This is a genomic window from Diplocloster agilis (assembly GCF_019042275.1).
In the GTDB taxonomy this organism is placed as follows: Bacteria; Bacillota; Clostridia; order Lachnospirales; family Lachnospiraceae; genus Diplocloster; species Diplocloster agilis.
The window spans coordinates 1-24,765 of the sequence record NZ_JAHQCW010000019.1 but is presented as its reverse complement, the minus strand read 5'-3'; the positions used below and the strand labels follow the sequence as shown (position 1 = coordinate 24,765).

Annotated in this window: 17 protein-coding genes; 3 read left to right on the top strand and 14 right to left on the bottom strand. The window is 49.1% G+C overall.

Features of this window, described 5'->3' with window-relative positions; genetic code table 11:
- Window positions 1-55: 55 nt before the first annotated feature.
- Window positions 56-1,282: an ATP-binding protein gene (locus KTH89_RS12225; protein WP_238721899.1), complete on the top strand. Its 1,227-nt coding sequence runs from the start codon at window positions 56-58 to the stop codon at window positions 1,280-1,282.
- A gap of 608 nt (window positions 1,283-1,890) precedes the next feature.
- Here the strand turns inward: KTH89_RS12225 and KTH89_RS12220 are convergent.
- From KTH89_RS12220 to KTH89_RS12200, 5 genes are all read right to left on the bottom strand, one after another.
- Window positions 1,891-2,397, bottom strand: a complete 507-nt coding sequence (locus KTH89_RS12220) for a hypothetical protein (protein WP_238721898.1) — start codon at window positions 2,395-2,397, stop codon at window positions 1,891-1,893.
- A gap of 73 nt (window positions 2,398-2,470) precedes the next feature.
- Window positions 2,471-3,235 (bottom strand): nucleoside phosphorylase, encoded by a 765-nt coding sequence (locus KTH89_RS12215; RefSeq protein ID WP_238721897.1) that lies wholly within the window; start codon window positions 3,233-3,235, stop codon window positions 2,471-2,473.
- Window positions 3,236-3,382: 147 nt separating this feature from the next.
- Entirely contained in the window at window positions 3,383-4,306 is a 924-nt protein-coding gene (gene tsf, locus KTH89_RS12210; RefSeq protein WP_158342494.1) for a translation elongation factor Ts, read from the bottom strand.
- Complete coding sequence (gene rpsB / locus KTH89_RS12205) at window positions 4,306-5,082, bottom strand: 30S ribosomal protein S2 (RefSeq protein ID WP_158342640.1); 777 nt, start codon at window positions 5,080-5,082, stop codon at window positions 4,306-4,308. The genes tsf and rpsB overlap by 1 nt, the downstream gene beginning before the upstream one ends.
- A 404-nt stretch (window positions 5,083-5,486) precedes the next feature.
- A complete protein-coding gene (locus KTH89_RS12200; RefSeq protein ID WP_238721896.1) occupies window positions 5,487-6,455 on the bottom strand; it encodes an Rpn family recombination-promoting nuclease/putative transposase in 969 nt (322 codons plus the stop codon).
- Window positions 6,456-6,791: 336 nt separating this feature from the next.
- Between KTH89_RS12200 and KTH89_RS12195 the strand changes: the two genes are divergently transcribed.
- Window positions 6,792-7,586, top strand: a complete 795-nt coding sequence (locus KTH89_RS12195; RefSeq protein ID WP_238721895.1) for an inositol monophosphatase family protein — start codon at window positions 6,792-6,794, stop codon at window positions 7,584-7,586.
- An 81-nt stretch (window positions 7,587-7,667) separates the two neighbouring features.
- Here KTH89_RS12195 and KTH89_RS12190 read toward each other — a convergent pair whose 3' ends face one another.
- The 5 genes from KTH89_RS12190 to KTH89_RS12170 all read right to left on the bottom strand — a co-directional run bounded on the left by KTH89_RS12190 (window position 7,668) and on the right by KTH89_RS12170 (window position 14,435).
- A complete protein-coding gene (locus KTH89_RS12190; RefSeq protein ID WP_238721894.1) occupies window positions 7,668-8,474 on the bottom strand; it encodes a response regulator transcription factor in 807 nt (268 codons plus the stop codon).
- Between the two features lie 54 nt (window positions 8,475-8,528).
- Window positions 8,529-10,304, bottom strand: a complete 1,776-nt coding sequence (locus tag KTH89_RS12185; protein WP_238721893.1) for a sensor histidine kinase — start codon at window positions 10,302-10,304, stop codon at window positions 8,529-8,531.
- A 185-nt stretch (window positions 10,305-10,489) separates the two neighbouring features.
- A complete protein-coding gene (locus KTH89_RS12180; RefSeq protein WP_238721892.1) occupies window positions 10,490-12,175 on the bottom strand; it encodes an ABC transporter permease in 1,686 nt (561 codons plus the stop codon).
- A gap of 23 nt (window positions 12,176-12,198) precedes the next feature.
- Complete coding sequence (locus KTH89_RS12175) at window positions 12,199-13,275, bottom strand: ABC transporter ATP-binding protein (RefSeq protein ID WP_238721891.1); 1,077 nt, start codon at window positions 13,273-13,275, stop codon at window positions 12,199-12,201.
- Between the two features lie 95 nt (window positions 13,276-13,370).
- Entirely contained in the window at window positions 13,371-14,435 is a 1,065-nt protein-coding gene (locus tag KTH89_RS12170; protein ID WP_238721890.1) for an ABC transporter substrate-binding protein, read from the bottom strand.
- A gap of 369 nt (window positions 14,436-14,804) precedes the next feature.
- On the opposite strand from KTH89_RS12170, the gene KTH89_RS12165 reads away from it, so the two are divergent.
- Window positions 14,805-15,878, top strand: a complete 1,074-nt coding sequence (locus KTH89_RS12165; RefSeq protein WP_238721889.1) for a hypothetical protein — start codon at window positions 14,805-14,807, stop codon at window positions 15,876-15,878.
- Between the two features lie 237 nt (window positions 15,879-16,115).
- Here the strand turns inward: KTH89_RS12165 and KTH89_RS12160 are convergent, their stop codons facing one another.
- The 4 genes from KTH89_RS12160 to KTH89_RS12145 all read right to left on the bottom strand — a co-directional run bounded on the left by KTH89_RS12160 (window position 16,116) and on the right by KTH89_RS12145 (window position 23,375).
- Window positions 16,116-17,639, bottom strand: a complete 1,524-nt coding sequence (locus KTH89_RS12160; protein ID WP_238721888.1) for a glutamate synthase subunit beta — start codon at window positions 17,637-17,639, stop codon at window positions 16,116-16,118.
- A gap of 11 nt (window positions 17,640-17,650) precedes the next feature.
- Complete coding sequence (gene gltB, locus KTH89_RS12155) at window positions 17,651-22,204, bottom strand: glutamate synthase large subunit (protein WP_238721887.1); 4,554 nt, start codon at window positions 22,202-22,204, stop codon at window positions 17,651-17,653.
- Window positions 22,205-22,507: 303 nt separating this feature from the next.
- Window positions 22,508-22,720 carry a DUF6199 family natural product biosynthesis protein gene (locus KTH89_RS12150; RefSeq protein ID WP_158342504.1) on the bottom strand — a complete coding sequence of 71 codons (213 nt, stop codon included), beginning with the start codon at window positions 22,718-22,720 and terminating at the stop codon, window positions 22,508-22,510.
- Between the two features lie 28 nt (window positions 22,721-22,748).
- The gene (locus tag KTH89_RS12145) at window positions 22,749-23,375 is read right to left on the bottom strand and encodes a pentapeptide repeat-containing protein (RefSeq protein WP_238721886.1); all 627 of its coding nucleotides are present in this window, start codon (window positions 23,373-23,375) and stop codon (window positions 22,749-22,751) included.
- Window positions 23,376-24,765: the final 1,390 nt, after the last annotated feature.

Genomic DNA, 24,765 nt, shown 5'->3' with positions numbered 1-24,765 from the left:
GATAATATAAGATATACTTTATAATATCATATTTTTAAAAAAGGGGAGGACCATCATGAAATACATTGACCGCACACTCGAGCGAAAATTCCTGCACATGAGCAGTTTTTTCAAGGCTGTGTTGGTAACAGGCGCGCATCAGGTAGGAAAGACGACCATGCTCAAGCATCTGGCCGAGGGGCAGAAGCGCACTTATGTTACTCTTGACAACTCAATGGTGAGAATGTTGGCGCAGACCGACCCCGTGCTATTCTTTCAGACCTACAAGCCCCCAATTATAATCGACGAAGTTCAGAAAGCGCCGCAGCTCTTTGAACAGATCAAAATCATGTGTGACGAAAGCGAAGAAACCGGTAACTTTTGGCTGACAGGTTCCCAACAGTTTAGCTTGATGAAAAATATCCGTGAAACCCTGGCAGGCAGAATTGGTATTTTGGAGCTATACAGCCTATCCAAAAATGAGATCGAGGGTATCACGTTTCCGGGTGAACTTGATTATTCCCTGCCCTGTCTGTTGGAGCGGCAAAAGTTGGTGGCAAAAAATAATATTGTAGAAGTATTTGAACACATCTGGCGCGGTGGCATGCCACAGGTGCTAACGGCGGATGCAGAACAGAGGCAGGAATATTATAACTCCTATGTGGATACCTACCTGATGAGAGATGTTGCCGAGGCGGGCGGCATCACTGACACGGTACGCTTCCGTAAATTCTTGAACGCCTGCGCTGCGCTGACCTCAGAACAAATCAACTACAAAACGCTGGCAGACGCTGCGGAGATCTCCCAGCCCACAGCAAAAGAGTGGGTGCGGGTGCTTCAAGGGCTGGGAATTCTCTACCTCCTGCCTCCCTTCGCTAACAACGCGTTAAAACGTCTCGCAAAAACGCCGAAGATGTATTTTTGCGATACCGGCCTTTGCGCCTATCTTTCCATGTGGCTGACACGCGATACCCTAATGAACGGTGCGGCCAGCGGGCACTACTTCGAAAACTATGTAGTGATGGAACTGGTTAAAAACTACGCTTACGCTAAGGCCAAGGCCAATCTGACCTACTATCGGGATTCCAATGCCAAAGAAATCGACATCTTTGCGGAAGAAAACAATCAGATACACCCGCTGGAGATCAAAAAATCCGCAAATCCGGATCGGCGCGAAGTAAAGAAATACGAGCTGCTTGACAAAGCGGCTTTGGCAAGAGGCAGCGGCGGCATTATCTGTATGTGCGAGGAGGTTCTGCCGATTGACAGTAAAAATTGTTTTATCCCCTGCAATCTCATTTAGATGCCAACACAAGCATATTGATCAAATAAGGATTCTGCAACTGCAGTTTTCCCCAACTAAGCAGACTTTTTAATGTAAAAATAACAGCGGCCTAATGCATGGCTGCTGTTTTACTGTATAACCGTTTTTTTTACCGACGCAATTCATCACATCTTTTAGCTATGTTCCGTTTACTACTCTTACAAAAAGGATTTCTAATTGGATCAGTTCTTCCTCGGGTTTGGGTATGCCCGCTGCTTAAGTGCCGGGGTGCGTGCCGGTGTCCCGGGATGCTCCGGGCAGCCGGATTCTTTTGTGTCTCACCGGGAGTGCATAGGGCGGCTGTGCTGCCGCTTAGTGGAATCGAAAAGCCGGGTTCAGGATGCCCGGCGGACTTCACGTCCGACGGGCAAGAGCCTCTGAACCGGGAACACATCACGTGTTCCTGGTGAATAGGCTCGGTTCCTGAACCCGGCTTTTCGATTTCACTTAGCGGGGGCCAGCGCAAGCCCTTCGCGCTCCCGGGGAGACACAAAAGGATTCGGCTGCCCGGAACATCCCGGGACACCGGCACGCACCCCGGCCCTTAAGCAGCGGGCATACCCAAACCCGAGGAAGATCCATTTGATCTATGCCTTCTTTTTTATCATGACAACTCTGTCATCCATCGGATTCCAAAAATCATAATGTACTTCTCCGCCATCCGTATGTAGCCGGATTTTAAACTCTTTAATTTTTAGTATGAAAGAAAATACATCTTTTATAGGAAGTTGCAAACTTTCGGCCTTTGTAATGGTAGTGCTGCCAAGCCACTTCAATGGTTGACCGGAATACATGGTCGCGGAACATAGCTCATTGTCCAAAATTCCGTTTATGGTTTTAACCATCTCATTGTAGCCATCACAATCGGGATAAAAATGCTCATGGTATACTCCATAGGAAAGCGTAAATTCCTCCTCTAAATCAATATACATTTTATTTTCTGAATATGGATTGAGGATTGTAATGCATACACTTCCTTCCTCTAAATACTCATATTCACAATCATCACGATAATGCAGCTCGTATTTGTAATTACTTAATAAATCAAATAATTCTTGCAATTTATCTAGTGTATTATCAAATTCTTCTTCCATAGCTCCTCCCGACTTTCTTAATCATTAGCACTTCCATAATTTGTTTTTCCTCGTCTCGTCATAAACAGTATACCTATAGAGCGAGTCCGCACTCAAAGGCAAGCACCATGTATTTCTCTGCATCAGTAAGACCATAAGAACTTAAATCTCTGATATCCCATGTATCAGAACTAAGATTATCCGCTCCGTACAAAAACTGGACAAAAGGGATTTCCCTGTATTTTGAAACAGCCAGCATAGAAGCACATTCCATTTCTACAGCAAGACACCCATCTTCCCGGCGTTCTTGAATAGCAGAAAGTGTTTCCCTGTAAATAGCGTCAGAAGTCCATGTCTTGCCCTTTATGTAGGAGTAGCCACAGTCTGCCAGAACATTTTCCAAGGTCCGGACAGAATGCTCCTCTGCTTTAATTTCCACTGAGGGCGCTATATAATGGTAACTTGTACCCTCATCCCGAACCGCAGAAACAGGGATAATAATATTTCCGTCTACCTTATTATCGTCTAATACACCGCAAGAGCCGAACAAAACAAACTTTTTGGCGCCCATAGCAATGATTTCTTCAAAACAGGAAACACAGGCAGGCGCGCCCACCATGGAACGGTAAAAAGCAATCGCCGTATTTTTGTAATTAATTTGATAAACGGGCAGTGTACCATTTGCAGAGTATAGTTCTGCTATCTTTTCTACGTGATCCAAAGAAGAAAATTTTTGAATGATATTATCCGAGAAAGTAGAAATACAAATTTCAGGGAAATTTTCTATTCTTTTTCTTGTGTCAGTCGGGCTGAACAAAGTCGGTTCTGCAATTTCTGTTCTTTGAAATATTGTATACAATTTACACACCTCATTCCTTTTTATTTTTGGGGATATATTGCACTAGCCGCTTTCGAATATGATTAAAGGGTATATTGCTTTCGCAATATACCCTCACGCATAATCATTTTACTTAAAACACATTTCCAGACTTTATTTAATCTCAGATTAATTTCCCATCTGCTTTGCAACTTCCTCAGCAAAATTCTCTTCCTTCTTCTCCAGGCCTTCACCGGTCTCGAAACGAATGAATTTCTTGATACTCAGGGAAGCGCCGGCTGCTTTTGCAGCCTGATCTACATATTTGCCGACAGTCAGGTCGCCGTCTTTTACGTAAACCTGGTCTAACAGGCAGACTTCTTTTAACTCTTTGTTTAGACGTCCGATGATCATTTTTTCTATGATATTCTCCGGCTTATCCGGGTTCTCGTTTTTCGCCTGAGCAAGCAGAATCTCTTTCTCATGATCCAGATAGTCCTGAGAAACCTCATCCTTGGATACATATTTCGGAGACATTGCCGCTACCTGCATCGCAACATTCATCAGGATTTCTTTCACCGCGTCATTTACAACATCGGTATCAGCCTGTACCAGAACGCCAATTCTGCCGCCGCCGTGGATATAAGATACCACACAGCCATTGGAAGCGTCGATTTTCTCAAATCTGCGGATGCTTAATTTCTCACCGATCGTAGCGATCTTCTCTACCAACTGATCGTTCACTGTCTTGGAAGCATCTTTTAAGCTCGCTTCTTTTAACAGCTCTTCTACATTCACCGCATTGCCGTTTAAGATCTGATCTGCAACGTCAGCTACAAATTCCTGGAACTGCTCGTTTTTTGCAACGAAGTCTGTCTCGGAATTTACCTCTACGATTGCTGCGTATTTGTCGTCTTTGATTACCGTTTTTACAATACCTTCCGCTGCGATTCTGCCGGCTTTCTTTTCTGCTTTCGCCTGGCCGTTCTTTCTTAAGAACTCAACCGCTGCGTCCATATCACCGTTGGTCTCAGCAAGGGCTTTCTTACAATCCATCATGCCAACTCCGGTGATCTCCCTTAACTCTTTTACCATTGCTGCTGTGATAGCCATTATGCTTGTACCTCCTCGGCTGCTTCTACTGCGGGTGCTTCCTCAAAATATTCTTCGGAGTAGTCCCCTTCCAGTTCTTCCGCATAATCCTGTACGCCCTGGTTTCCTTCGATTACAGCGTCTGCCATCTTGGAAACGATCAGTTTTACGGCGCGGATTGCATCATCGTTACCAGGGATTACATAATCCAGTTCTTCCGGATCACAGTTGGTATCAGCGATACCGATCAGCGGAATACCCAGAGTGTGTGCTTCCTGTACGCAGATTCTCTCTTTCTTCGGATCTACAACGAAGATTGCATCGGGAAGACGGTTCATATTCTTAATACCGCCTAAGTTTCTCTCTAATTTATCCTGCTCTTTCTTAAGAGCGATTACTTCTTTCTTCGGAAGAACGTCGAATGTTCCGTCTTCTTCCATGGTTTCGATGGATTTCAGTCTGTCGATACGGCTTCTGATCGTTTTGAAGTTCGTCAGCATACCGCCTAACCATCTCTCATTTACGTAGAACATACCGCAGCGGTCTGCTTCTGTCTTGATCGCATCCTGGGCCTGTTTCTTGGTTCCCACGAACAGGATCGTTCCGCCGTTGGCTACGATATCCGCTACTGCCTGATATGCAGTGTCAACCATTCCTACGGATTTCTGCAGGTCGATGATGTAGATACCGTTTCTCTCGGTGTAGATGTACTCCGCCATTTTGGGGTTCCATCTTCTGGTCTGGTGTCCAAAGTGAACACCTGCTTCTAACAGCTGTTTCATAGAAATTACACTCATGTTTTTACCTCCATTGGTTTGATCATCCATATGCTTCCAATTTCCGGAACCGGTAAGTGTAAGCCGGCACCATCCGGAAAATCCGCATACGTGTCTAATTTGCCTTTAGAATTATAGCACAACGGTGCCTGGTGTGCAAGGACTTTTTTATTAGTAATAGATAATAATAGCAAATAAATAAATTACAAATATCAAACTGAAAAAAGAGTATGGATCCATGTAATATTTCCTTTTGGAAAGACAATTGAACCGCAAGTCTGTTGTCTTCAAAAAGCATTACAAAACCAACCATACTCTTCTTTCAACTATTATACTATTCGTATGTTTTATCAAATCAAGTTCGTATTCCGGGATCTGCGTAGTAATTTATTTTGGACTGCCATTGTTTCACGTCCTCTTCCGTACTACCAGTACTTCTCAATAATCTCATCTGTTTTCGCATCGGCCCAGGATAAACAGTTTTTTACTTTATCCTTTACCTCTTCTTTGGATAACCCCATCTCCTTTAGTGTGGATATCATAACCTGGAGGCCCGTTTCCATGCCTTTTTCCATGCCCTTTTCCATACCTTGTTCCAGACCTTTTTCCAGACCTTCTTCATACGCCCCATCCAGCCCGGATTTATGGTCCATGATTGCCATTTCCCTCCGGAATGCCCGATAACGCTCCTCATCATCCAGATCAAAATCTTCAAACGCGTCGACTGTTTCTTTCATGTACTCATCCCCCTGTGCTACAGCCCGCATCTCCTGTATACTCCGGGCCGATATCAGCTTCGCCCAGCGATAGACTTCCTCCTTTTTTTCCTCGTCCGTCGCCTGGTCCAATTTTTTTAATTCTACCACATGAAAGGACAGCTTGTCACTATATATCTTACCGGTCTGCATATTGGTTATCTTATGTACCGAGTAAAATTCCCTCTGGTCCGGAAACAGGTCAAAATCCAAAATTCCAATATGTACACAATGTTTCATCGTCCGGTAAAGTTCTCCCTTTCTCACTGAATTTACCAGCATTTTGCAATTATAATACATCGAGCGGTCAACCCAGTATCGTACATGATACAACTGCATTTCAATATTAATCTGTTTCTCCCCGGCACACTTAAGCCTCAGATCCAGGATACCTTCCTTGTCTTCTCCATACTCCTGCTCCAGATGGCTGTCAATCACTTCCAGATCGATCATCTGTTCCGGCGGAATCTCCAGCAGAGCGCCAAGCAGCCCTTTCAGTCCTTTTCTGCATTTGCGGAAAACATTCCGGAAAACCACATCATTTTTCAGCGTTAAAACTAATCCCTCCGGGACTTCCAAACGCTCGCTCTCCGGGACGAAAATCTCCCCTTTTTCCTGTTGTACTGCCATTTTTGCCATAGGCATCTTCTCCTTTTCATTTTTCTTTAAACATTGGAAATTATCGGCGAACCGCCTGATATTAATTGGCCGGTAGAACCCGGCCGGATATATTAAACTATACCATAAAAGAATGGACCTCACAAGACAAATTCCGGTATCTATTATTTTTACCTTTATTTTTATTATTCGTTCATTAACCACAGTAAATATCCATCTGATATCCCTGACCACATGACAGCCATTCTACCCACGTATAATGCGGCTTTGTCTCCTTGTTCCCCCTTCTTCCCATTGTTATACTTATTATATATATCAAAATCCGAAGGACTACCAAATGCAAAAGGGGGATTACCAATGTCAGACCAATTACTGGACCAAATCTGTGAAATCGTACGCCAAGCCGGCAGCATCGTCCTGTCAGCGGCAGCCGACAAAGAGATCAAAGCCAAAGAAGGCGCCGCCAACTACGTAACCAAATACGACTCCAAAGTCCAAAAATATCTGGTAACCGAGCTTACCCGCCTGCTTCCCGATGCTACTTTTCTAGGTGAAGAGGACGGCTTTTCTTCCCACAAAATAAGCAGCGGTTACACCTTCATTATCGATCCCATTGACGGAACAACGAATTTCATCTGCGATTTCATGTGCAGCGGGATCTGCGTCGGTCTCGCCCTGCACGGCGTGATGGAAATCGGAGTCGTCTATAACCCCTTCCGGGACGAACTCTTCTCGGCCCGCCGCGGACAGGGCAGTTATCTGAACGGCACCCTCCTCCGCATCCATAATCGCCCCTTGAGCGAGGGCGTAGTGAACATAGACATTGCCCCCTATAACCCCGAGCTCCGGGAACGGGCCTTTGCCGTAAGCACCGCTATCTCCTATGAAACCATGGACATACGCGATATCGGTTCCGCCGCCCTGGGCATCTGCTATGTCGCCTGCAACCGCTGTGTGGCCTATATATCCCATCTTCTCTCCACCTGGGACTACGCAGCCGCCTCCCTGATCCTGACGGAAGCCGGCGGGGTATTTACCGACCTCCAGGGTCACGCTTTGCCCTTAAAAGCCAAAACCTCTCTTCTGGCCTCCACCGAAACCGGCCTTCATCAGACCTTAGAACTCATCTGCCCTATACTTTCCCAAGATTAACTCTTTCCCAAAAAATGGACGAATCAGGCAGCCCTATCACATAATGGCTCTTTCTGATTCGTCCTTCTTTTTATCCATTTCTTATAACCGATTCAAAATATGGTTCTGGGTTAATTGATAACCGTTTTTAAACTCCATCGGTTTTATCCCTACGATTTTGCGGAAAACCTTGCTGAAATATTTGGCATCCCCATAACCGATCGCATAGGCGATCTCATACACCTTCAGATCGGTATTTTTCAACAGATCCACCGCCCCCTTGATCCGGTATAGGGTTAAAACCTCCAGGAACGTATAACTGGTCTTGGTTTTAAATAATTTCCCCAAATAGCTGTCGCTGATATTCAGTTCGTCCGCCACATTCTTGAGTGTTAAGTCCTCCTGGTAACGGCTGCGGATGATCTCGCAGGCTCTGGCCAGATATTTGTCCTGCAGGTTTCCGAAGTCAACAGCCTTCTGTTCTTCCGTAAATTCCTTGCCCAGTTTTTCCGACAGGCTCTTATATACGGCCTGTTTTTCCCTGATGCTTTTGATGGTGCTTGACAAGACCTCCTCCAGCTCCGTATCGTCGATCGGTTTGAGCAGATACCCGCGCACGCCCATCCGCATCGCCCTTTTCGCGTAAGCAAACTCATCATATCCCGAGAGGATTATGTATTCGCAGGATATCTCATCCTGCAGGCTCTCGATCATTTCCAGTCCGTTTAACTTCGGCATTTTTATATCTGTTATAACAAGATCCGGCTTTAATCGGAGTATCATCTCCCGGCCCTCCTGACCGTCAGCCGCTTCTCCGATAATCTCACACCCAAAATCCGACCAGGTGGTGGTCAGTTTAAGCCCCTGCCGGATCAGATCTTCATCTTCTACTAACAAAACTTTTATCATCTTTCCCTCCATGCGTGCGTATTCCAGCACAATCGGTATGGGTAAACAGCTGCGTCATAAATACTGGTTCGGGTCGGCGCTTTGTTCAACCGTTCCTCCCGTGACGGATGGTTTTTCTTTATCAATATGTTTAATCCGCAGGGTAATCTGTGTTCCCTTTCCCGGAACACTGACTGCGGATATCCCACAATTCTCGTCGCCAAATAACCTGGCTCTTCTTTGTACATTGTTCAACCCGATATGATGGGTCCCTTCCTGCCGGAAATCTAACAGCGAATGAAGCGTCTCCTGATCCATACCATTTCCGTTGTCTTCCACACGGAAAATGAGATATTCCCCATCGAATCTGCCGTCCAGACAGATCCGGCACTCTCCCGACTTACCGGAAAATCCGTGCACGATCGCGTTCTCCACCATGGGCTGTAAGATCAGCTTGGGAATGAGCTCCTCTTCCATATTGCTTTGCAGCTCTGCCTCCATATGCAGCCGGTCCCCATAATGCTTTTTCTGTATTTCCAGAAATGACCGGATAATCTCCATCTCGTAAGAAACGGTGACCAGATCGGCCTTCGTATTCATCACGCGCCGCAGAAGGCGCCCCAGCTGCACGGTAATATCAGAGATCTCGTTTGTGCGGTTTAATTTTGCATTCCATTTGATCAGATCCAGCGTGTTATACAGAAAATGGGGATTCATCTGGAGACTTAAGGATCGGGTCTCCGCAATCCACAGGCTGTGCTTCTCCTCATCGATATTGGCCATCAGTTCTCCGATTTGCTCCGTCATGGCATTAAACGACTCTCCCAGCTGCCCGATCTCATCCTTCCGGTCTACGATCACTCTTGCAGTCAGATCCCCGTGTTTCACCTTGGCCATGGATTCCCGGATTCTTTGTATCGGTGCCGATATGGACCGGGCCAGCATTCCCGAGAGCCCTAAACCCAGTACCGCTATGATCATCAGTCCCGGTATCATAGCTTTTAAGATAGCGTTCATAATTTTGTTCATCACATCGGACGGCATCTCCTTAATATAGAGAAGGCCATAGCTATCGCTTCGGCTGTAGGCAAAGGTATCGTCTGTGATACCGGTCGTCCTGTCCGACCAGTTATTGTCAAAACCGTATTCCTCAGCTTTGCCCAGCCCCTCATAGTCCAGCCCGGAGGTGTGATAAATGATGGCTCCGCTTTGATTCAATATCATAAACATCGTTTTATACTGTTCCGCGTACTCATTTACAATCACGTCTATGGTGCTTCTTGGTATCTCCACAAGTACATATCCAAGCACCTGATCCTTTTCATCCCGGTAGGCTTTGGCCATACAGATCCGGTCCGCTTCATTGAGCATCGCGTCCCGGGCGATGGCGTAGACCGCTACATCCTCTCCCTCATTCGCCTTTCGGAATACGCCCCAGTTTTCAAATGAGGCATGCGTGGATTTCATCACCTGTTCGGAGGTCGACAGCCACTGGGTCGGATTCATCTTTACGATACTGATGGCGGCCTTTTGATTATTGCCATTTTTTAATATGTAAAGAGAGCGCAGCACCGTATTTGCATTTTCCGCGTCAGGATCGGTAAAAAAAGCCCGCACTTCCTCATCCTCAGTCAGGTTACGGATCACTTCTTTATAATTTTCTATCTCATTGTCGATTGCGTTACGGACTTTTTCTGCGGTGCCAATACTCTGCTGCCTTAAATTGGATAGATAGATGCGATAGAAGGCGAAGCTGATGATTCCGCTCAGGATCACGGCAAACACCAGACAAGATACGAAAAAGGCGGAAAATATACGGCAAAAATAGCTCTCCGAAATCTTTTTCAGCATGTTTTCCTCCAAGCGTGCATTTTTCTGCACATTTAGGTATCGATGAATATGTCTTATTTTACCTGAAAATATAGGGAAAAGAAAGTCATGAGGGCAGAACATTTCCCTCATAACTTTCTATTTCCTCCATTTCCTGCTTTTTCAAGCGTTCTATTTTATCACACTGAGCGCTTAAGCCGCTATATTCAGACTACACTCTTTCCGCCTGATACTTTATTAAAGATCAGCAGACATACGACCGTAGCCAAAGTCAGAATGGTCGACAGCGCGGCCGCCTGACCGTAAGCGTCATTATTGACACAGTTGAAAATTGCCACGGATATCGTGATCGTCTTCCCTGTATACAAAATCAGCGTGGCGCTTAATGTATTCATTACGCTGATCAGGCTTAAGACAGCCCCCGACATCAGGCCGGGCAGCATCAGGTGCACCGTCGTTTTAAAGAAGGTTTTCATTGCCGGAACGCCCAGGCTTATGGATGCTTCTTCCACCGAATTGTCGATTTGGTAGAGGATCCCCACACTGGACCTCATAGTATAAGGAAGCTTTCGTATGACGAAGGATATAATGATCGCCCACATGGTTCCGGTCAGCACGATCGCCCCCTGGTTAAAGGCCACCGTCAGACAGATACCAAGAACAGCTCCCGGGATGACATAGGGGAACATTAACAGCATGTCGATCAGGTTGGATACGAAGCTCTTCCGCCTGACGATCAGGTAGGAACCGATCAGCCCCAGCAGTACAATGATGGCCAGCGCGATAAACGAATATAAAAAGGTATTGGTAATACTGCGCCCCAGCTTATTGGCCACCTGCCGGTAGCTGTCCAGGCTGAAGCCGGCTACGAACAGCGGGCCGTTGGTCTTTAGGAAGGACTGGATCGTAACGGTGATCTGCGGCAATACCGACAGGAAGGATACGAAGAATACCACTGCCGTCGCCAGAAGCTTTTTTCCGCGGGTCAGCTCGATAACCGCCGGCGGCCGAAGGCTGGTCATATTATAACTCTTTCTGTCCACGAACCGCTTCTGGACGAAGAGCACCACCAGGGCAATGATGATGATGATGACGCTCAGTGCGCTTGCAAAGCCCGTGTCCGTTCCCACCTCATTCAGGAATTCCTTGTAAATGATAACCGGCAGCGTGCTGTAGCCTTCCCCGATCAATCTGGGAGTACCGAAGTCAGCCAGAGCCGTCATGAATACCATCAGCGCCGATGACAATATGGTCGGCAGGATGACCGGGAACGTAATCTTCAGAATCCTGCGGATACCGGAGATTCCCAGATTCTCACTGGCTTCCTCCAGGGAGGAATCGATGCTCCCAAGCGCGCCTGACACATAGAGGTAGACCATGGGATAGAGCTTCAGGGTAAATACCAGGACGATCCCCTTAAAACCGTAGATCTCTCCCATTTCGATTCCGATCATGGACAGCAGTTTTGTGATAAATCCCGCGCGGCCTAGCAGGGTGATCCAGGCATAGGCGCCGATAAACGGCGGCGACAGCATGGAGAGAACCACCATTACATTGATCAGCCTTTTCCAGTACAGATTAAAGCGGGAACCGATGTATGCCAGCGGCACTCCAAGCAGGGTGGCCAGGATCGTCACTACCGTACTGATCAGAAGACTGTGCCCCAGCGCTTCCTGATAGTATTTCTTCTGGAAAAACTTCAGGTAATTACTCATGGTAAATGCATTGGTATCCGGATTCTGGAAGCTCTGGACAATTAGCTTCAGGAACGGATAGACAATGAAGATCAGGCACAAAATCAGAATCACCAGACTCATGATCGTCCAGAAATTAAATTTGTCCATGTGGAGCTTTTCATAAATTTTCTTTTTTGGTTTTGTATTTTCTTTCATAACGCCCCTCCTTTTAACCGCCGTCAATCGCGCATGATCGTTTTTTCCGTCTCCGCGTCAAACACGCAGATCCGGCCGGACATCAGTTCCAGGCTTACCCGGTCATTCATTTTCCGGGAAATATCCATCTCGTCCGTGTACTCGTTGACTTCGATTAATGGGCCGTTGTCAATCTGGATTTCATAATTCATAAAATCCCCAAGGAAGGTGCTCATGGTAATGGTTCCCTGAATCTCCCCCTCTTTTGGCGCGCCCAGATGAACGTATTCGGGGCGGACGGAAACCTTTACTTTTCCTTTATATTCCTTGTCAATATTCAATTCCAGCTCTTTCACTCCCAGGATCTTCACGACCCCGCCGCTCGCTTCGCCGTCCAGGAAGCAGGAGGTTCCGATAAAGTTTGCCACGAACATATTCGCCGGTTTGGTATAGATCTCCATCGGTTCTCCCAGCTGCTCCACCTGTCCGTCATGAATAATGGCGATCCGGTCCGAAATGGACAGGGCCTCCTCCTGGTCATGGGTGACGTATATGGTAGTAATATTCAGCTGCTTTTGGATTTTCTTGATACTGGTGCGCATGGTCACACGAAGTTTGGCATCCAGGTTGCACAGCGGTTCATCCATCAGCAGGACATCCGGATGGATGACCACCGCTCTGGCCAGCGCCACACGCTGCTGCTGGCCGCCGGAGAGCTGGCTGGGCATACGGTCCTTTAAATTATCGATCTGCATCATCTTCATGGCTTCCATGGCCCGGTCTGTCAGTTCTTTTCCTTTGATCTTCCGGGCCTTCAGCCCATATTCTACATTTCCCTGTACGGTCATGTGCGGAAATATGGCGTAGTTTTGGAATACCATGCCGATGTTTCTCTTATCCGCCGGGATATGATTGATTTCTTTGTCGTTAAAATATATTTTACCTTCATCGATCGGATTAAATCCGGCGATCATACGCAAAAGCGTCGTCTTGCCACAGCCGGAAGGTCCCAAAAGAGTAAAAAACTCACCTTCTTTTATGTCCAGACTGATATGGTCGCAAGCTTTGAAGTCTCCATAAACCTTCGTCGCGCCGTCGATCTTCACCCTTTGACTGCTCATAATCCTCTTCCTCCATCTCTTCATTTTAAAGGAGGAAGGATGGCTTTTGCTGCATTCTCATCCTTCCTCCTGGTTTATCCGAACCGCTTCCGTAGTTAACGGGAGATCAAATCATTCCACATATCGTTAAACTCCTGGGTATGGCTGGAAGTCCAGTCGATGTCCATATTTACGAAGGTGATTTTATCCCATGCTTCCATGGTATCCGGATCTGAGACATCGGAACGTACCGAGCGGCGGTTTAAGTCGCCCAACTGCTCCTGAACCTCTTTGCTGCTGAGATAGTCAATGAACTTCTGAGCGTTTTTCAGATTCTGGCAGTCCTTTACGATCGCCATGCCGGAAGGACTGGAAGAAGTACCCTCGCTGGGGTATACGATCGCGATATTCGCGCCTGACTGGATATAGCGCAGCGCCGCTTCTTCATAAGTCAAACCAACCATGTATTCCCCATCGGCAACTCCCTTGTAAACGCCGGAGGAGGAATCCAGGATCTTTCCGTCCAGATTATCTACCAATTTTTCGATAAATTCATAACCTTTGCCGTCATCGGTTCCATATGCCAGAATAATAGACATCATACAGGCAAAAGAAGACGATGCGGAAGTAGGGTCTGCGCAGGCGATCTGGCCTTTATATTTTTCATCCAGCAGATCCGCCCAGGAAGTAGGCGCGCCGGCTGCATCCACCAGTTCCGTATTATAGATCATAACCATCGGCCCCATGTCGAATCCGGTATAATAGCCGTTGGCATCCTTTGCTGCGTCTTTGAGGGCGTCCACATTGGAAGAGGTATACTGCTGAAGCATATCCTGATTCGCCCGGTAGGTATCGATGACTCCGCCCCATACCACATCTGCCTGCGGATTGCCCGCTTCGGCTTTGATACGCGCGAACAGGGAAGAAGTTCCATCCTGTACCAGATCCACCTTGATGCCCGTCTGGTCTTCGAATTCCTGTATAATGGGATCCGCCCAGTCCGTGGAATTCGAATAATAAAGTGTCATGCTCTTTGTTTCTTTCGGTTCCTCCGCAGGCGCTTCTTTTGAATCTCCTGTCCCGGTGGAAGCCGCGGGCGCTTCCTCTTTTTTGGAGCCACAGCCGGCCAGAAGGCCAAAGCACAAGGTAACCGTCAATAAAACTGCTAATTTTCTTTTCATGAATAATCCCCCTTTAATCTCTGTTCACTTTTACTTTTTTTGACGCTGTCTCAGTAACTCTTTCTATTAAATTTTAATTTCTCTTCTCCTTTCATCATTTTTTGTCTGGCACTTTACTTACTATTTACGTTAATATTATAGTTTTGTTGTGCATTTCGCAATAAGACAAATCGGCAAAAAAGGGTTGCATAATCGCACAATTCAAAAAAAATATGTTTCCCCCTCGACAAAATCTCCCCCGCTTTTCTTGTTTTCCATTTTTCCGTATGCTATAGTAATCCGCAATATTATGGATCAAATCCCGCGAAAAAAGGATTGTTCCATTGGAAACGCAATCGTTCAAATGGAAGAGGAGGTTCCCAACTACCTATGAATAGCCGTTATTTTCTGCCGCTTCTGCTGACCGCGCTCAGCCTGTCCCTCTGTCTGACCGGATGTGCCCTGCACAATCCGAAGGCCCAGATCAAAGAACAACTGGAAGCCATCCAACACCCGAATACAGACCAGGACCTTTTAAATACCATACATCAGCTGGACCAGAACAAATCCCTTTTGTTCCTGGACGACGGCCATGGAGTTTTGGCATCCCGTCTTCTGGAAATTTATGACTACCAGATCCAGTCCTCAAAGATCACCGGCGAAAAAGCAGAGGTTACAATCAAACTGACCACCCGCAACATGGAACAGCTGATGGACGCCTACCGTTCTGAGATCCTGGACCGCTATATCTCATCAGGGCCCATGGGACAGGCGTCCGTATTGGACTATGCCGGTATCCTGTCCGACATCCTGAACTCATCCGCTGAAACCCAGACCCGCAAGATTACCTTGTCCATGGTGCGCAGTGAGGACGGCTGGGCCTATGAATCCCCCTCCACCGTTTTGGATCAGCTCACCGGAGGCCTGATCACCAGCATTGGAAAGTCCGGTCTCACCTCGCCGTCCGCCATGGCCCAGGCTTACCTGGACCGTATCAAACAGATGGACCCGGAAGCCCTGCGGCAATACTTGTCCATCCGCCATTTTTTCTCCGACCAGGAACCCCAGGCCTCCTCCCAGGATCTGGCCTACGCGGTACAGATCCACAAAAACCTGGATTACCAGATTCTCTCCTGGGAACAGACCGACACTTCCGCTCTGGTTAACCTGTCTGTGAACCTGACCACCGCGGATCTGCCCCAGCTCTTCACGGCTTACAAAGACCGGCTCAACACCCTGAAAAACGATCCCGCTATGCTTAAGCTGCCCGATGAGGAATTCCTCCTAAAGTCCTCCGACCTGCTTTTAAACCTCCTGGAGGAAAACATGACTTCCATAACTATAGAGACTTCCCTTCCCATGTCCCGGATGAACGGGATCTGGCTTCCCCGGATCGAGACGAACGCCTTCCCCGACGCCCTGCTGGGAAATTATCCGGAGGCTATCTCGGTATTGCAGAATTAGTAAGAAGGCAGCAGTACCGTGACCCAGATCTGATCGTCCGGCACACAGGGCAGGAGATGTTAACATGCCTGAGAGCAGATATTAAAAATCCGTGTAAAAAAGACAAGAACCTTGCAGTTTCGAAACGATACCCGCCGGATGGCAAGTAGTGTCCCGGAACTGTGAATCAAAGGTCCTTGTCTTTTCTTATTCAGCTATTCTTATGTCTGCCATCGGGCTTATATGCCGCTCGGAGAACTATTGAACGTAAAGGTTTGTATAGCCCATGAGGCTTTCGTCGACTTCCCGAGCTGCCTCCCGGCCTTCCCGGATCGCCCATACCACCAGGGACTGCCCGCGGTGCATGTCGCCGGCGGTAAAGACATTTTCCACATTGGTCCGGTATCTGCCGGGGGCGGTGTCTACATTGGTGCGTTCATTTAGTTTCACTTTAAAGGCGTCCGCTACGGATTTCTGGGCTCCCAGGAATCCGGCGGCAATGAGAACCAGGTCTACCTCCCGAAGCGTCTCGCTTCCAGGGACTTCTGCCATAACCATGCGGCCGGTCTTCCCGTCTTTTTTGGGTTCCAGGCTGACCAGCCTGGCTTTGCATACATTTCCGTTTTTATCTTTCAGGAATTCTTTCACCGTGGTCTGGTAGACTCTGGGGTCCTGGCCGAACCGGGCGATGGCTTCTTCCTGCCCGTAATCGGTTTTGCAGACCTTCGGCCACTCGGGCCAGGTGTTGTCCTCAGAGCGCTCATCCGGCAGCTTTGGCATCATTTCCAGCTGGATTACAGATCCGGCGCCATGGCGGATGGCCGTGCCCACGCAGTCGTTCCCGGTATCTCCGCCTCCTATGACCATGACTTTCTTGCCTTTGGCCGAGATGTAATTGCCGTCGGCCAGACCGGAATCTAACAGGCTTTTTGTGGTGGATCTCAGAAAGTCTACGGCAAAATGGATGCCTTTCGCATCCCGGCCGGGTACTTTTAAGTCCCTGGGGTTAGAGGCGCCGCAGGCCAGAATGACCCGGTCATACTGCTTCATTATGTCGGCGGCCTTTATTGCGCCGGCTTTGGTATCCGCAGATTTCGGACCGGCTCCCACATCGGCGTTTGTTATGAATTCCACGCCCTCTTCCCGCATGATCCTGATTTTGCGCTCGATGATCTTTTTATCCAGCTTCATGTTGGGGATTCCGTACATCAGCAGGCCTCCCACACGGTCGCTGCGTTCGAATACGGTTACCTGATGGCCCCGTTTGTTCAGCTGGTCTGCTGCCGCCAGACCGGCGGGCCCGCTGCCGATGACAGCCACTTTTTTGCCGGTCCGAACTCTGGGTGGATTAGCGGCGGCATAGCCGGCTGCGTAGGCGTGTTCCACAATTCCGTATTCGTTTTCCTTGATGGCCACCGGGCTGTCATTCAGGCCGCAGGTGCAGGCCGCCTCGCAGGGAGCCGGGCACACCCGGGCCGTGAATTCCGGAAAATTGTTGGTCTTCGTAAGACGTCTGTATGCCTGCTCCCAGTTCCCGGTGTAGACCAGATCGTTCCACTCGGGAATCAAATTGTGCAGGGGACATCCGGTGACCATTCCATTTAAAACCACGCCTGACTGACAGAACGGTACGCCGCAGGCCATGCATCTGGCGCCCTGCTGCCGCTGTTTTTCTTCGGAGAGCGGTGTGTGGAATTCATCGAAATTCCCGATACGGCTTTTGGGGTCCTGCACGCCGCTCACTTCTCTTTTATATTCCATAAAACCGGTAGGTTTTCCCATGATCCGTCCTCCTATTTATTCTGATTCGCGTAAAATGCTTCGATGGCTGCCTGTTCACTGCTCAGTCCCTTTTCCTCCATCTGCACGATGGTGAGCTGCATCCGGTTATAGTCGTAAGGGATGATCTTTTTAAATTTGGGCAGATAGGCTCCAAAATCCGCCAGTATTTTCTTGCCCTTCTCTGAATTGGTGTAAGCCACATGTTCCCGGATCATGTCTTTTAACTCCAGAACGTCGTATTTGGATGTGATCTCACTTACGGATACCATTTCCTTGTTCAGCTTTTTATAGAGATCGCTGTCCTCGTCCAGCACATAGGCGATACCGCCGCTCATGCCGGCCGCGAAGTTTTTCCCGGTCTTTCCAAGGACTACGGCCCGTCCGCCGGTCATATATTCGCAGCCATGGTCGCCTACGCCCTCCACGACCGCTACCGCTCCGGAATTCCGTACGCAGAACCGCTCACCGGCTACGCCGTTGATGTAGGCTTTTCCACTTGTGGCTCCGTAGAGGGCCACATTTCCAATAATGATATTCTCATCCTGGGCGAATTTGGCTCCCTGGGGAGGGTAGACGATCAGCTTTCCTCCCGACAATCCTTTTCCGAAATAGTCGTTGCTGTCGCCGATGAGTTCCAGGGTCAGGCCCTTGGGAATGAAGGCGCCGAAGCTCTGTCCGCCGGAACCTTTGCATTTTACCGTAAAGGTGTCCTCCTCAAGGGTATCCTGGTACATTCTGGTGATCTCGGCTCCGAACATCGTCCCGAAAGTCCGGTTAATGTTTGTGACATCCACCTCGATGCTTCTTTTCTGCCGGTTCACTAACGCCGGTTTTAATTTCTTCATTAATATTTTCTCATCCGCGGTATCTTCCAGATGAAAATCATAGACCTGGCCGGGATCAAAACCGTGCTTTTGGCCGTCCCTCGCAAAGGGATTGTTCAGGATTCCGGACAGGTCCACTTTGGAAGCTTTTTCAGAAAGCGGCCCCTCTTTTTTACAGAGCAGATCACTTCTTCCCACCAGCTCATCCACCGTTCTCACCCCCAGCATCGCCATGTATTCCCTGAGTTCCTGGGCAATAAAGCGCATAAAATTGATCACGTATTCCGGCCTGCCCCGGAAGCGCTTTCGTAGCTCCGGGTTCTGGGTGGCGATTCCCACCGGGCAGGTGTCCAGATTACAGACACGCATCATTACGCAGCCCAAAGTCACCAGCGGCGCGGTGGCGAATCCGAACTCTTCGGCTCCCAGCATCGCCGCGATGGCCACGTCCCGGCCGCTCATCAGCTTGCCGTCGGTCTCGATCACCACTTTGTTCCGAAGGCCGTTTCGGATCAGGGTCTGGTGCGTCTCCGCCACGCCCAGCTCCCAGGGAAGTCCCGCATTGTGGATGGAACTTCTCGGCGCTGCGCCTGTACCGCCGTCATAACCCGATACCAGGATCACCTGCGCGCCCGCTTTGGCCACACCGGCCGCCACGGTTCCGACTCCTGCCTCGGATACCAGCTTGACAGAGATTCTGGCGTCCCTGTTGGCATTCTTTAAGTCATAGATCAGCTGCGCCAGGTCTTCGATAGAATAGATATCGTGGTGAGGCGGCGGTGAGATCAGACCGACACCGGGCGTGGAATGTCTGGTCTTCGCCACCCACGGGTATACCTTTGCCCCGGGCAGATGTCCCCCTTCGCCGGGCTTAGCTCCCTGCGCCATCTTAATCTGGATCTCTTTGGCGCTGACCAGGTAGCGGCTGGTAACGCCGAACCGGCCGGATGCCACCTGCTTAATCGCGGAACAGCGGTTCTCGCCGTCCGGGCCGATGGTCAGACGCTCCAGACTCTCGCCTCCCTCCCCGCTGTTGGACTTTCCATGCAGGCGGTTCATGGCGACAGCCAGTGTCTCATGTGCCTCCTGGGAAATAGATCCGTAGCTCATGGCCCCCGTCTTGAATCGGCGGACGATGGAGTCCACAGATTCCACCTCTTCTATGGGCACGCCCTTTTTAGGATAGCGGAAATCCATCAGTCCCCGCAGTGTGCCGGTATTGGACTGGGCGTTAATGAGCGACGTGTATTCTTTAAACATACCGTACTCTTCCCTCTTCACGGACTCCTGCAGAAGATGGATGGTTTGGGGATTATACAGATGTTCCTCCCCGCCGCTTCTGGCCTTATGACGGCCGACGCTGTCCAGCGTCAGATCCACCGACAGCCCCAGCGGATCAAAGGCGGCGTCATGCAGCTCTTCCACCTCTCTTTGTATGTCTTCCAGGGTAATTCCCCCGATCCGGCTGGTCGTGCCGGTAAAATATTTTTCAACGACGCTTCCGTCGATACCGATGGCCTCAAAGATCTGCGATCCCTGATAGGACTGAATGGTGGAAATTCCCATCTTCGACGCGATCTTCACTATCCCGTGCAGAACTGCATTGTTATAATCCGTAACCGCCGCGTAATAATCTTTATCAAGCATCCGCTCATCGATCAGCTGCTTCACGCTTTCCTGGGCCAGATACGGGTTGATGGCGCATGCGCCGTAGCCTAACAGTGTTGCGAAGTGATGAACCTCCCTGGGTTCCCCGCTCTCCAGGATCATAGCCACCGACGTACGCTTCTTGGTCTTGACCAGATGCTGCTGGAGCGCGGACACAGCCAGCAGGGACGGGATCGCCACGTGGTTCTCATCCAATCCCCGGTCCGAGAGGATCAGGATGTTCGCCCCATCCCGGTACGCCCGGTCCACTTCCACGAACAGGCGCTCTATGGCCCGCTCCAGCCTGGTATTTGTATAATAAGTGATCGGAATCACTTCCACCCGGAAGCCTTCCACCTGCATATTCTTAATCTTCAGCAGATCCGTGTTGGTCAAAATCGGATTGTTCACCTTTAGCACATGACAGTTGGCCGCCTTTTCTTCCAGCAGGTTCCCGTCCTCACCGATATAGACTGTCGTGCTGGTAACGATCTCCTCGCGGATCGCGTCGATGGGGGGATTCGTCACCTGCGCGAACAGCTGTTTAAAATAATGGAACAGGGGCTGATGCTGGTTCGACAGTACCGGCAGCGGGGTATCGACTCCCATGGCGGCGATTCCTTCCGCTCCGTTTCCGGCCATCTGCAGAATCGAGGTCTTCAGCTCCTCGTAGCTGTATCCGAAAGCTTTCTGTAATCTGGACCGCTCCTCCTGCGTATATTCCGGGACTCTCCGGTTCGGGATTTTCAGATTCTTAAGCTCCACCAGATTCCGGTCCAGCCATTCTCCGTAAGGCTGCCGGTTCGAATAGCGTTCCTTCAGCTCGTCGTCGGAAATCACTTTTCCTTCCACCGTATCCACCAGAAGCATTTTCCCCGGATGCAGACGTTCCTTGACCAGAATATGCGACGGTTCCAGATCCAGTACTCCCACCTCGGAGGACAGGATCAGCGTATCATTATCGCAGATATAGTATCTGGACGGACGCAGGCCGTTCCGGTCCAGCACCGCCCCCATGATATCCCCGTCGGAGAACAGGATCGAGGCCGGCCCGTCCCAGGGCTCCATCATCGTCGCGTAATACTGGTAAAAATCTCTTTTGTTCTGGCTCATGGCTCTATTGTTGGCCCAGGGCTCGGGAATCGTGATCATCACAGCCAGCGGCAGCTCCATACCGCTCATAACCAGGAATTCCAGCGTATTATCCAGCATGGCCGAATCCGATCCCGCCGTATTCACCACCGGCAGCACCTTATGAAGCTCGCTTTTCAGATAGCCGGATTCCATGGTTTCTTCCCTGGCCAGCATTTTATCCGCATTTCCCTTTATCGTATTAATCTCCCCGTTGTGCACGATATAACGGTTGGGATGCGCTCTCTCCCAACTGGGATTGGTGTTCGTGCTGAACCGGGAATGCACGATGGCAATGGCGGATTCATAAGTCTCGCACTGCAGGTCCTTGAAGAAAAGACGCAGCTGTCCCACCAGGAACATTCCCTTATACACGATAGTGCGGCTGGAGAGGGATACCACGTAAGTATCCTCATTGCTCTGTTCAAAAACCCGGCGTACCACATAGAGGCGCCTGTCAAAATCCAGCCCCTTTTCCACACTCTCCGGTTTTTTCACAAACCCCTGCATGATGCAGGGCATGCACTCCACCGCCTTATGTCCCAGCACATCCGGACTGGTGGGAACCTCCCGCCAGCCAAGGAATTCCATGCCTTCCTTTTCCACTATGATCTCGAACATCTTCTTCGCCTGATTGCGTTTCAGTTCATCCTGGGGGAAGAAAAACATGCCGATCCCATATTCTCTTTCCCCATTTAAAAAGATGCCGAGAGGTTTGACCGCTTCTACGAAGAATTTGTGGGAAATCTGTAAAAGAATTCCAACTCCGTCGCCTGTCTTACCTTCGGCATCTTTGCCCGCTCTATGTTCTAAATTTTCTACAATCTTCAGCGCCTGTTCCACTGTCCCGTGGCTTCTGGCCCCCTTAATGTTCACCACCGCGCCGATTCCGCAGTTGTCGTGTTCGTATTTGGGATCATACAGGCCGTTGGCTGTGTGTCCCACCGCTTGCTCGTACCGCATCCTATACCCCTTTCCGGCTGTCCCTTTTTAATTTGTTTCCAACTATACAACAATTTTTTTAAATTGTAAATAGAAAATTTTTGCAAAATTATCAGTTTGTTTGACTTTTTTCTATATTTTCAACAATTTTCAGTCTATTTCAAATAAAACCTAATCTTCCCCACCCTATCAGCCTTTTTCCATCCGCCAGGTGCTCTTCAAACACGATTCGTCCTTTTATAATTGCCGCCTCCACACCCCCATTACTGCTCTTCTCCCACAACGATAAAAGCATAGCGCAGTATCTCAATTCTATTTCCCATGTTATTCCAGGACCAGCGGAAGCACTGCCATTGCAAGTCCGACAATTCCAAACATGACCCCTCCAAATTTGGTACTGATAATATAAAAATCTGACGGTTCATCAGCCCGATAAGACTTCCATTGCTCCGTAAGTTTCCATAATACATCCGGTTTCACAAAAATAAAAACTCCAAAAGCTGCAATCAAAATACCACCAAAAACAGACCAGAACATATAAGCCCTCCCCCTACATTGACAAATTTCAGAGCCATTCCGAAGGCCTGATCAAATGTTTCGGAATCCGGGTATTAAGGTTACCTCTTGCCGCATTGATCTGTCCCTGTGTCAAAAAGATGCTCTCGCTCAAATCCGCGTTTTTAATATTAGTATCCCGCATATCCGAACCAAGAAAATTACAACCCTTCAAATCGCATTCCTCTAAATTTGCCGCTATCAGAAATGTTGAACGAAAATCACAACCAATCAGCTTAGATTTTTTGAAATTATGCCCCATAAAATCTTTTTTCTTGGCAAAGTTTTTAGAATTACCAACCTGCTTCTTTACCATGATCCAAGTCTTATCCAGCAATACATTCCCTTTCGCTCCAAATGATTCGGTATCGAATTCCAAAATATCCCGTGGCGAAGATTTCAAAAGTACATGTAACTCCTTAATACAAGCCTCCGCTTCTTCCCAAAGCTCCTTCGCAGGCCACAACGTCAAAACTTCCGACATATACCACAAAAGCTGTTGCAGATAAAATGTTTTCACAAACACATCGAACATTTCCTGAGCCCTGTACGGATCAGACTTCCAGTTTACCTCTCCATAAAGGGAAGTTACTATCTGTCCCGCTCCACAACAATCGTAGGCCAAACATCCTTTCATACTTTTAGAATGCAATTCCTTATGAATGGAGCAGCGAAAACAATCATCCAAATTGCGGCACGGCACCCCGGCCTCTTTGTCAGCCGGAAAGCCGTCATACTTAGAAAAATATAACGCCGTACAGCAAAGACCGCTGCACGCATGACATCCGATCCGAAACTCCTTAAAACCATCATTCTTATACTGATGAAGTTCCAACTAGAGCCTCCTCCCTGTATCCCCAATGATACGCCTCACTAACATTGCTTTTCCACTTTAGTATAATAGGTGCAAAATATATCGTCAATCGCTTTTGCTGGGGGGACGGGAAGAAAGCTGGGGGGCGGGGCGGAAACTTCGGATTCGGGACCCGGGGCGGCGTCTGGCCTTTGACGGGCGACGGGCTGTTTGCTGGCATCTGCTAATGAAAGCCGGGCGGCAGATTCAGGAACCGGGCCAATTCACCAGGAACGCATGATGCGTTCCCGGTTCAGTGGCCCTTGCCCGTCGGACGTGAAGTCCGCCGTGCATCCTGAATCTGCCGCCCGGCTTTCACTAAGCAGCTGCACAGCCGCCCTATGCCCGCCAAAGGCCAGGCGCCGCCCCGGGTCCCGAATCCGAAGTTTCCGCCCCGCCCCCCAGCTTTCTTCCCTGTTTGGTGAAGGCTCAGATGGTTATTTTCGGAATAATTGCTATTTTATATGCTGTTTGCTGTGATTAGCTCTCAAGCTCTTCTCTCTTCGTCGTCACACAAGTCATCACTATGTACTATGTAAGATATATAAAATACTTTTTTTCTATGGAGCATATTCTAAAGAGCATGGAAATTCGCCAGATATAAAGCCGGGATGAGAGGGAAGGCCGTGGGCTTTCGGATACGGGCGGTTGGCTACTGTGGGGGCTGATTTCTTGGCGCCGGGCTTTCGAGTGGGTATCTGGGATGGCGGGTGCGCCTCGTGGGTAAGGGCGGTTCTTCCCCGGGGATGGGATTGCCTGATGCTTAGGGACGGGGACCGCGACCGGTATTCGGGGATGCTCCCGGGGCCGGGTTCTTTTGTGTCTCCCTGGGAGCGCATAGGGCGGCTGTGTCTTTGCTTAGTGAAATCGGAATGCCGGATTCAGGATGCACGGCGGACTTTACGTCCGAGGGCAAGAGCCTCTGAACCGGGAGCTGTCGCACTCACTTAGCATTCTTCCTGGGGGCTTCGTATGATCGCTGCTTACGGCTTGGAACCGCGGGCGGTATCCGGGAACGCACCGGGCGGCCGGATTCTTTTGTATCTCCCTGGGAGCGCATAGGGCGGCTGAGCTCCCGCTTAGTGAAATCGAAAAGCCGGGTTCAGGATGCACGGCGGACTTCACGTCCGACGGGCAAGAGCCTCTGAACCGGGAACACATCACGTGTTCCTGG